The organism is Zhongshania sp. (assembly GCF_041584495.1).
Classification (GTDB): domain Bacteria; phylum Pseudomonadota; class Gammaproteobacteria; order Pseudomonadales; family Spongiibacteraceae; genus Spongiibacter.
On the sequence record NZ_JBFHDY010000037.1, the window covers coordinates 19,677 to 29,312 of the forward strand.

Below are 9,636 nucleotides of genomic sequence, written 5' to 3' on the forward strand. Positions count from 1 at the left end.
GGCTTAGCTTGGTGATTGAAATTGGCAGTCTGTGTTGCACAGCACAACAATAAGTTCTCGCCTGCTCGTCAGGCGTAAGAGGTTTTATAAATGACTGAGATTAAAGCTTACGATTCTTCAAGTATCAAAGTACTTAAAGGTTTAGATGCAGTAAGGAAACGCCCCGGGATGTATATCGGGGACACAGACGACGGGTCAGGCTTGCACCACATGGTGTTTGAGGTCGTGGATAACTCTATTGATGAAGCCTTAGCTGGTCATTGCAGTAAAATTCGCGTGGTCATTCACGCTGATGAATCTATATCTGTATCGGACGACGGCCGTGGCATACCTACTGAGATGCATGATGAAGGCGTTACCGCCGCAGAAGTTATCATGACGGTGCTTCACGCCGGTGGTAAATTTGACGATAACACCTATAAAGTCTCTGGTGGTTTGCATGGCGTGGGTGTTTCCGTTGTGAATGCCCTATCTGAAGAGTTGATGCTAACGATTCGTCGCGCCGGAAAAGTACATGAACAGCTCTATAAGCACGGTGTTCCCCAAGAGCCTCTGAAAATCATTGGTGATACGGAAAGAACCGGTACCGAAATTCGTTTTAAACCATCGGCCGCTACGTTTACGAATATTGAATTCCATTTTGATATTTTGGCTAAACGAATTCGAGAGCTCGCCTTCCTTAATTCCGGAATTAAAATAGAGTTACTCGATGAGCGTGACGGTAAGACAGAAAGTTTTTGCTATGAAGGCGGCTTAAGCGCTTTTGTGGAATACCTGAATACGAATAAGACGCCAGTTAATAAAGTATTCCACTTCACTGCAGAGCAAGACGGTGTCGTGGTCGAAGTGGCGTTACAGTGGAATGATGGCTTCCAGGAAAACTTATACTGCTTTACCAATAATATTCCCCAGCGCGATGGTGGCACCCATTTGGCGGGTTTCCGCGCGGGTTTAACCAGAAACTTGAACACCTATATTGAGCGCGAAGGATTGGCAAAAAAGGCTAAAGTAACGACTACCGGTGATGATGCACGAGAAGGCCTAACCGCTGTTGTGTCAGTTAAAGTTCCCGACCCAAAGTTTTCGTCACAAACCAAAGACAAACTCGTATCTAGCGAAGTAAAAACCATTGTTGAGCAGGCGATGACGGCTAAATTTGGTGATTTCCTTATGGAAAGCCCCAATGAAGCTAAATTGATTGTACAGAAGATGATGGATGCCGCTCGGGCCCGCGAAGCTGCTCGTAAGGCGCGGGAAATGACACGACGTAAGGGCGCTCTGGATATCGCCGGCCTACCGGGGAAGCTCGCAGATTGCCAAGAAAAAGACCCCGCCCTCTCCGAGCTCTATCTGGTCGAGGGTGACTCAGCGGGCGGATCAGCAAAGCAGGGGCGCGATCGCCGCACCCAAGCGATTTTACCGCTTAAAGGTAAGATATTAAACGTCGAAAAGGCGCGTTTCGATAAAATGATCTCCTCTGTCGAAGTAGGTACTATCGTTACCGCATTAGGTTGTGGTATCGGTAAAGACGAGTTTAATCTCGAGAAGCTACGTTACCACAGTATTATTATCATGACGGACGCTGACGTCGATGGGTCCCACATCCGTACTCTGTTGCTTACCTTCTTTTTTAGGCAAATGCCGTCTTTAATAGAAAATGGCCATATCTTTATTGCCCAGCCACCGTTGTTTAAAATTGGTCGGGGCAAGCAACACCAATATTTAAAAGATGAACCGGCGTTTGCAAATTATTTAACACAGAATGCGCTTGAGGGTGCGGCTCTTTATGTGAACCCTGAAGCGGCCCCCATTGGCGGCGCGGGTTTAGAAGAGCTAATAGTCCAGTATCGTAAAATCGATGGCATTATTAAGCGTTTATCACGCTTGTATCCGGCTGGAATATTGCGTGAACTTACCTACCTCCCCCGTTTGGCTGTAGAAGATTTAGCTGATCGCGCAGTTGTCGCTAAGTGGTGTGAGGGCTTGGCCGAAGTGACTGTTGAGCTAGAGCAGAAAGACCAGCAGCACCGTTATGATGTCCGAATCATGGAGGATCCTGAGCTGCATATCTTCTTGCCAGGTGTGGATATTATTTCTCACGGAGTAAGTGATCACTATCTATTTGGTCGTGATTTCTTCAAGTCCGCCGACTACCAAGCGATCCTTGGTTTGGGAGAAAGTATTAATGGTCTACTCGAAGAAGGTGCCTATATCCAGCGTGGTGAAAAGCGCCTTGAAGTCACCGAGTTTGATGAGGTGATAACGTGGCTTATGGCGCAGGCTGAACGCGGACTGAATGTTCAGCGTTATAAAGGCTTGGGTGAGATGAACCCAGAGCAATTATGGGAAACTACCATGGACCCGGATGCGCGGCGTATGTTGCGGGTGACTATTGAAGATGCTGTTGCAGCAGATCAGATATTTACCACGCTTATGGGTGATCATGTTGAGCCACGTCGTGATTTTATCGAAACGAATGCTCTAAAGGTCGCGAACCTCGATATCTAACGCCGTTTTAAAGCTGTGGGATCCCGTAATTTATGAACTGGGATCCCACAATTGTGAACTGGGGTCCCATAAATTATGGACTGAGGTCGATTTGATCTTCCTCTAATAGGTTAAAGAGAATTCATTTGGTCGCAAAAAAGACTGTGCTAATTACTATGACTGATTAAGCGGTCTATTTTACTGGCCAAAGTATTAGGTATAAATTAAATTGCAGAATTTAAATTTAAAGACTTACCTTCGCCTTGTTTGAAATAACAACCCTACTCTCATCGTTACTTTTTTCGGACTTTGTTATCTTCGATGCCATCATTTTTACAGCCGTAGATCTGATGTAATCAGTGCGTCCTTGGCGTTTAAACTCACCTTTTTCACTCATCAAAATCTTTCTCATACTGCTTTAGCCCCTTTTTCACGATACTGCTTTATTGAATGTAGGTATAACTCTAATTCACCCCGATCAGCTATCTCATCTAGAATTTTTTCCAAAGCCCGACATTCCTCCTCATCATAAGGAGAGCATAAGTTTTGTCCGAAAACTGCGATTGTGAAAATATATACATATTCTAGATTGCCGACGTTAATCCGGACAGGTTTACAAAATATGGAACCAATGCCGGCTTTTGATGATCTATCAGAGGCAAAAAACTCCCTCTTTAATGCCCTTTCTGATGTCAGGTATAAATATACTATCACCACTATCATAGCAATATGAAGCTGTGGATTGTCCTGACATTAATTCCTTTGGTTTAGTATGTTGCTTCTGGCGGTCACATTGAAGCTCATACCACCACCGATTTGTATGCGGGTCGCCTTGTATGATGGTTATGCCGATATTCTTTGCATCGATGTTCAACCCGTTAATAAGAAAATTCTTAGTACCATCAAGTACATGTTCTAACTGATCTTTAGGTTGGGTGATGAGCTTAAAAACATCACCGGTTTGCTTAACGTGCTTGGCCTTATTGAAAAACCTATCCCGCTTCTTTTTAACCAAGGTGTTAAAAAAAAGTAGCATCGACTCAATTAGATTTGCGTATTGTTGCTCTACCTTACTTTTAGCGGCCTCCGCTATAGCCCTAAGGAATAAGATGATTACAGAAAACGATGCTAATAAAGTAAAAAGGAATTCATGAAATTCCTTATTGTTTTTTATCCATGCCCAGTCATCGCCCCAAATATCGAGTGTTCCGTAATAAAGGGCAACTAGTGGGGGTATAAGCACCCCTAACGCGGGATGGCCAAGAAATTTAATAACTCTGAATAGCCCCTATCACTGTAGACACTCCGCATGGTAAAAATGAACCATCGGAGGAAGTATGAATCAACGTCGTAAATTTACTGAAGACTTTAAGCAAGAGGCAGCTCCTCAAGTCATTGAACGTGGCTACCCCATTAAGGAAGTTGCCAATCATTTAGGTATTTCGGATAAGACGCTATAGAACTGGGTCAACCGTTTTAGGGTGCCTAGTAATGAACGTGATACCCAAGATGATCTCACCGCGGAGACCGGCGTCTCCGAGCAGAGTTGCGTCGGATGACGGAAGAGCGGGATATTTTAAAAAAGGCAACGGCATACTTCGCAAGGGAGTCAGAATAAAGTATGCCTTTATCAAAGTTAATTGCCAGTATTACGCAGTGCGCACCTTGTGTCGCGCACTGCGTATCGAGCGCAGTGGCTATTATGCTTGGCTCAAAACCCCAAAATCTCATCGTACTCGCAGTAACGACAAGCTGACATCAACACTTAAGCAGCTGGGGATGGAGAGTGGCTGTGTTTATGGTTACCGTAAACTGCATGCTGACCTTCAGGAGATGGGCGTTGATTGCAGTCCTAATAAGGTTGCAAGGCTATGCCAGCAGGCTGGCATACGGGCCCAGATTGGATATAAACGCCGCAAGGGTTACTACGGAGGTCGACCCACTGTCGTTGCCGACAATCACCTAGACAGGCAGTTTATCGTTGATAAGCCCAATCAGTCTTGGGTGACTGACATCACGTATATCAGAACCTATGAAGGCTGGCTTTATCTTACGGTAGTCATCGATCTTTACTCTCGACAAGTCGTCGGTTGGTCGATGAACCAGCGAATGACCGCTGATTTAGTATTGGACGCACTATTGATGGCGATATGGCGCCGTAAACCTGTGAGCCAGGTGTTAATCCACTCTGATCAAGGTTCACTATTTACCAGCGGTGAGTGGCAGTCGTTTCTAAATGCCAACAATCTTAAAGCGAGTATGAGTCGCCGAGGTAATTGTCACGATAATGCAGTAGCCGAAAGCTTTTTCCAGCTTCTTAAACGAGAACGTATCCGGCGCAAAATATATAAAACAAGAAAGGAAGCCAAAGAAGATATCTTTAATTACATCGAAATTTTTTACAACTCGACACGCAAGCATGGTACAAACGGATTGCTGTCACCAAGGCAGTATGAAGACCGTTTTAAATTGAATAACGGAGTGGTCTAAAGTTTTGGGGGCTATTCAGCAGATACCGAGAGCATATTAACGAAATTTCTTTTGCAAGGCGCAAGGGAGGAATTTCGGTGGAGGCGTTGAGAAATATACCCTCTATAGAATTCATGCAAATTCCCAGCGAAATATCGAGATCTTCAACGTCCACTAATTCATTTCTATTCTTAATGAAGCTACTAAAATAATTCACTACACTACTTTTTAACTCAGAAATTTTCTCATGGAAGTGGGCGCCTGGGGCCTGCCTTAGCTTTCTCAGTAGTTCGGGACCCTCAGGCCACTCACCGTATATCTTTCCTACAAGCACTTCAATAATTTCGACAAATGCTAAATCCTTTTTGATATCCATGCAGACGATAGCGTCTACTATCTTGGATAGATAGTAATCCAATACTGCATCATAAATCTCGTTCTTATTATTAAAGTACTGGTAAATGCTTCCAACACTGACACCAGCACGTTCTGCAATGCGATTGGTGGTCGTAGAAATATAATCACGCTGCAGCAAAACCTGAGCAGCGGACTCTACAATGATGTTGTGCGTGACTAGCGATCTTTCTTGTTTTGGTTTTCTTTTCAATGGTTTAGATGTCATTTTTTGTCTCCTGCAAGCCCAATAAAAAGACGAGTTTAATGAATATGAAACATGTCTCATAATAATCGCATTGCTATGGAGTCACAAGTTATCGCTGCGCTATCTCCGCCGGCAAGTAAATAATAATCCTAACATCAGACATGAAATAAGAAGGGATGTTGTATGGACAACAAAGTGGTGTTTATTACCGGTGCGGGTAGTGGGATGGGCCAACTCTATGCTCGGAAAATGCTTGAGCAAGGCTGGAAGGTAGCCGCACTAGATGTAAATCAAACCGGTCTAAATGAACTGCCCGATAATCCGAAGTTACTACGTTTAAATGTAGATGTTACTGATGATAGTGCAGTTCTGGCTGCAGCTCATCGAACCGAATCTGCGTTGGGACATATTTATCGTGTGGTGAATGCTGCCGGCATTATGCCCTTATCGAGAATCCTTGATCAGGATATAGGCTTGATTAAAAAAATAATGGATATTAATTACGGCGGACTGGTTAACGTAGCGCATGCGACGTTGCCTGGTATGTTGGAGCGAAAATGCGGCGAATTCGTGAGCTTTGCATCACTGGCCGGGCATCTTCCGGTGTTTTATGTAGGTGCATACAATGCATCTAAATTTGCCGTCATTGCCTACACCGAGGTCTTGTATCAGGAAAATCGAGGCAAGGGTGTGAATTTCACTTGCGTATGCCCTCCGCCAGTTCAAACACCACTGCTAAGTCAGGCACGAGAAACGGTGTGGCCGGAGATATTTGGCATATTGCCAGCAATCTCTCCAGAGACAGTCATCACAAAGATTGACCGCGCCTTAAAAAGTAATAATTTTTGGGTTTTTCCTGGTCCAGTCACAAAATTGAGTTGGATATTTCGTAGGTATTTTCCAGCGCTTACCTGGCGATTCGTTCGTGCTTATGAAGGACTGTAAGAAGGATTTAGCATGTTATCTTTGTTTTCAAAAAAAGAATATAAACTTGTCATAAATGGGCAACAAGAACTGATTTTAGAGCACAAGGAATCCATCTTAAACGGCGCATTGCGTCATGATTTTAAGTTTCCACATAGTTGTAAGGTCGGTGGCTGCGGCACTTGTAAGTGCCGCCTAATTTCAGGAAAAGTCAAAGAATTTACTGATAAATCTTATCTTCTTAGCAAGAAAGAAATAGCAGAGAAGTATATTTTGGCTTGTCAGAGTATGCCCAAAAGTAATGTTGTTATTGAGATACCAAACTGGGATAAAAATAACCAGGAAATCGCGGGGAATATTTCAAAAATTGAAGCGATGACCCACGATATATCTAAGGTCAGTGTCTCGCTGGAAACACACATACACTATAAGGCTGGACAATACGTATCTATCCAATCTTCAGATACTGATATTCCCGCGCGGTGCTACTCCTTTGCACAGAGTAATACACCAGGCGGCAATCAACTGGTGTCGTTCTTTGTCCGTGGCGTGACTGGTGGCCGCATGTCAAATTGGTTAATTGACCCGCTGAATGTTAATTCCAAGGTGACCTTGTCGGCAGCCTATGGCGATTTTTATCTTCGCGACCAATCTGCCCCAGTGTTATGTGTCGCTGGTGGAAGTGGCCTAGCCCCTATCATCGCACTGATCGAGGAAGCAATCCAAAACAACAGCGCCATTGTTGATCAACCGTTAACGCTACTAATGGGCGTCAGGTCACAGCGCGACATTTACTATCAAGACCAAATCAATAGTCTTGGCGCGCAGTGGAGAAATGAATTTCGATTTATTCCAGTCCTTTCAGATGAACCGGTAGCCAGTAATTGGCCGGGGCATCGCGGTTTCGTCACTAATTATATTGATCGGAAAATTAGCCTAGGCGCCACCGGATATTTATGTGGACCGCCGCCGATGATTGATGCCGCAATGATAAAGATGCAAGAAAATGGCATGGATTTAAATAGGATATTTTTTGACAAATTTCTGGACCAGTCCGGGATAAAACCCTGACTTACTTGAATTTAATAAGCCTCCAAATATCGTACACAGTAAGGAATTTATCATGTTTCGTTATCTTAGATTTTATATTTTGCCGGCAGCGATAATGCTTGTTGCGTTTTCCATGCTGTTCGGAGGGGTATGGTTGTGGCTTCCAGGCGTTTCACTTGTTTTATTAGTTTCTGCTTTGGATAACTTAGCTCCAAAAGATCTCGATGAGAAAAAGTATAAATATCCCTTTTTCTTAGATCTAGCCCTGTATATGTCTACACCAGCGAGTTTAGCAATATTTTTCGCTCTTTTTTGGGTCGCAGGCAGCGGCAGCCAGGATGTATTTGGTGTTGGCAGCCTTATTCAAAGCATGACAAATGTCGATGTTGTTGATTTGCGAAATAACACGCCATGGTACCACTATGTATTAATGGTTTTTGCCATAGCGATGCCTGTTACCGGCGCTGGTGGGCTTGCTGGTCATGAGCTTACCCACAGAACATGGCGCCCATTCGATCTCTGGTTGGGCCGCTTCACAATGGCACTGAACTGGGGAATTGCCTTTCCGATAGAACACGTTTACGGTCATCATTCCTATGTTGGTACGGCCAAAGATCCAGCCACCGCAGCCCGCGGTGACAGCGTCTACCAACATTTACCGAGGGCAATGTACCTAACGGTACTTAATGCATGGGAAATAGAGAGTTCAAGACTGGATAAGATCGGGGCGTCCGTTTTATCACCAAAAAATGTTTTGCTGCAGCTCGCATCTATAGCAATGGCAACCACCGTGATAGCGTACTTATGCGCTGGGTGGGTGGGTGTTATGTTTCATTTAACTATATGTTTGATGACTAAAATCGCGTTAGAAATTCTTAATTATGTAGAGCACTACGGCATCGTGAGAGTACCCTCAGAGCCGGTAAAGCCGCATCACTCTTGGAATTGCAACCATTTAGTTAGCGGTGTGTTTACCTACAATCTGACTCGACATAGTCATCACCACGCAGATGCTCAGGTCCCGTTTCAAGACTTGCAGTCCTATCACGGTCAGCCGGAAATGCCAGGTGGTTTTATGACCGCATACTTAACCACACTGATTCCACCACTATGGCAAAAGCGTATCACGCCAAAATTGAATGAGTGGGACGAGAAGTTTGCTTCAGCAGCAGAGCGTGACTTAGCAAGAAAGGCAAATAAAGTGAGTCATTGGTCTGGGCTAAACCGGCGAACGTTGGCCTAGCATCGACGCCAATAAAAACGAGTCACCTCGCAGCAGCAAGTGATACAGATACATTATTACCGCCAGCAAGATTAATAGAAGCGCAATATTAGCCTCTACAGCTTAATTTTTCGCCAGTGATTATTACGAGAAATAGCTATGCATACAAAATTAAGCCACCAGGAATTGGCGTTCCAAGAAGATGTCCGCGCCTTCATGCGGGAGAACTTCACTCCAGAACTTGCGGCAAAAATTGCGCACCCCGCTACGTTTAAGTCAGCGACTATTGAATGGCAAAAGCGTCTGGATTCTCGTGGCTGGGCCGCAAATGGCTGGCCAGAAGAACACGGCGGCTGCGCATGGAGTGCTACACAGAAATACATCTATTGTAATGAATTAGCTGCAGTGGGTGCACCTGACGTGATTCCAATGGGTATCAAGATGCTTGGTCCTGTTCTGTATAGCTATGGTAGCGAAGAACAAAAGCAAAGATTTCTTCCTGCGACAAAATCCTCTGATATGTGGTGGTGCCAGGGCTATTCAGAAGTAGGTGCGGGCTCAGACTTGGCAGCGCTTAAAACTCGCGCGGTGCGCGACGGCGATGACTATATCGTCAATGGCGCCAAGATATGGACCACCTATGCACAATACGCCGACTGGATATTCTGCTTAGTAAAAACATGTGATGAGGGGCGTCCACAAGGGCGTATTAGCTTCCTGCTCATCGACATGAAAACGCCAGGCATAAGTGTCTCACCGATAATCTCTATTGACGAAGAACACCACCTGAATGAGGTTCACTTTGAGAATGTTCGAGTCCCCGTCGGAAATAGAATTGGCGAAGAAAACCAGGGTTGGACTTACGCAAAAGCCCTACTGACTT

General features: G+C 44.7%; 7 protein-coding genes and 1 pseudogene. 6 read left to right on the top strand and 2 right to left on the bottom strand.

Translation table 11 applies throughout. The annotated features are described in order from the left end of the window. The first annotated feature begins 90 nt into the window (after nucleotides 1–90). Nucleotides 91–2,508 (top strand): DNA topoisomerase (ATP-hydrolyzing) subunit B, encoded by a 2,418-nt coding sequence (gyrB, locus tag ABYP33_RS08405; RefSeq protein ID WP_373090326.1) that lies wholly within the window; start codon nucleotides 91–93, stop codon nucleotides 2,506–2,508. A gap of 631 nt (nucleotides 2,509–3,139) precedes the next feature. Here gyrB and ABYP33_RS08410 read toward each other — a convergent pair. Next, complete coding sequence (locus ABYP33_RS08410; protein WP_373090327.1) at nucleotides 3,140–3,730, bottom strand: hypothetical protein; 591 nt, start codon at nucleotides 3,728–3,730, stop codon at nucleotides 3,140–3,142. Nucleotides 3,731–3,824: 94 nt separating this feature from the next. On the opposite strand from ABYP33_RS08410, the pseudogene ABYP33_RS08415 reads away from it, so the two are divergent. After that, nucleotides 3,825–4,977, top strand: a pseudogene (locus tag ABYP33_RS08415) (IS3 family transposase). Here the strand turns inward: ABYP33_RS08415 and ABYP33_RS08420 are convergent. Further along, nucleotides 4,952–5,578, bottom strand: a complete 627-nt coding sequence (locus tag ABYP33_RS08420) for a TetR/AcrR family transcriptional regulator (RefSeq protein WP_373090328.1) — start codon at nucleotides 5,576–5,578, stop codon at nucleotides 4,952–4,954. The pseudogene ABYP33_RS08415 and the gene ABYP33_RS08420 overlap by 26 nt on opposite strands. Before the next feature lie 162 nt (nucleotides 5,579–5,740). Between ABYP33_RS08420 and ABYP33_RS08425 the strand changes: the two genes are divergently transcribed. The 4 genes from ABYP33_RS08425 to ABYP33_RS08440 form a co-directional block, all read left to right on the top strand. Further along, nucleotides 5,741–6,502, top strand: a complete 762-nt coding sequence (locus tag ABYP33_RS08425; protein ID WP_373090329.1) for an SDR family NAD(P)-dependent oxidoreductase — start codon at nucleotides 5,741–5,743, stop codon at nucleotides 6,500–6,502. 12 nt (nucleotides 6,503–6,514) lie between these two features. Next, nucleotides 6,515–7,552: a 2Fe-2S iron-sulfur cluster-binding protein gene (locus ABYP33_RS08430; RefSeq protein WP_373090331.1), complete on the top strand. Its 1,038-nt coding sequence runs from the start codon at nucleotides 6,515–6,517 to the stop codon at nucleotides 7,550–7,552. 52 nt (nucleotides 7,553–7,604) lie between these two features. After that, on the top strand, nucleotides 7,605–8,774 hold the full coding sequence (locus ABYP33_RS08435; RefSeq protein WP_373090332.1) for an alkane 1-monooxygenase: 1,170 nt from the start codon (nucleotides 7,605–7,607) through the stop codon (nucleotides 8,772–8,774). Between the two features lie 138 nt (nucleotides 8,775–8,912). Then, a partial coding sequence (locus tag ABYP33_RS08440; RefSeq protein ID WP_373090334.1) for an acyl-CoA dehydrogenase family protein occupies nucleotides 8,913–9,636 on the top strand: 724 nt, incomplete at its 3' end.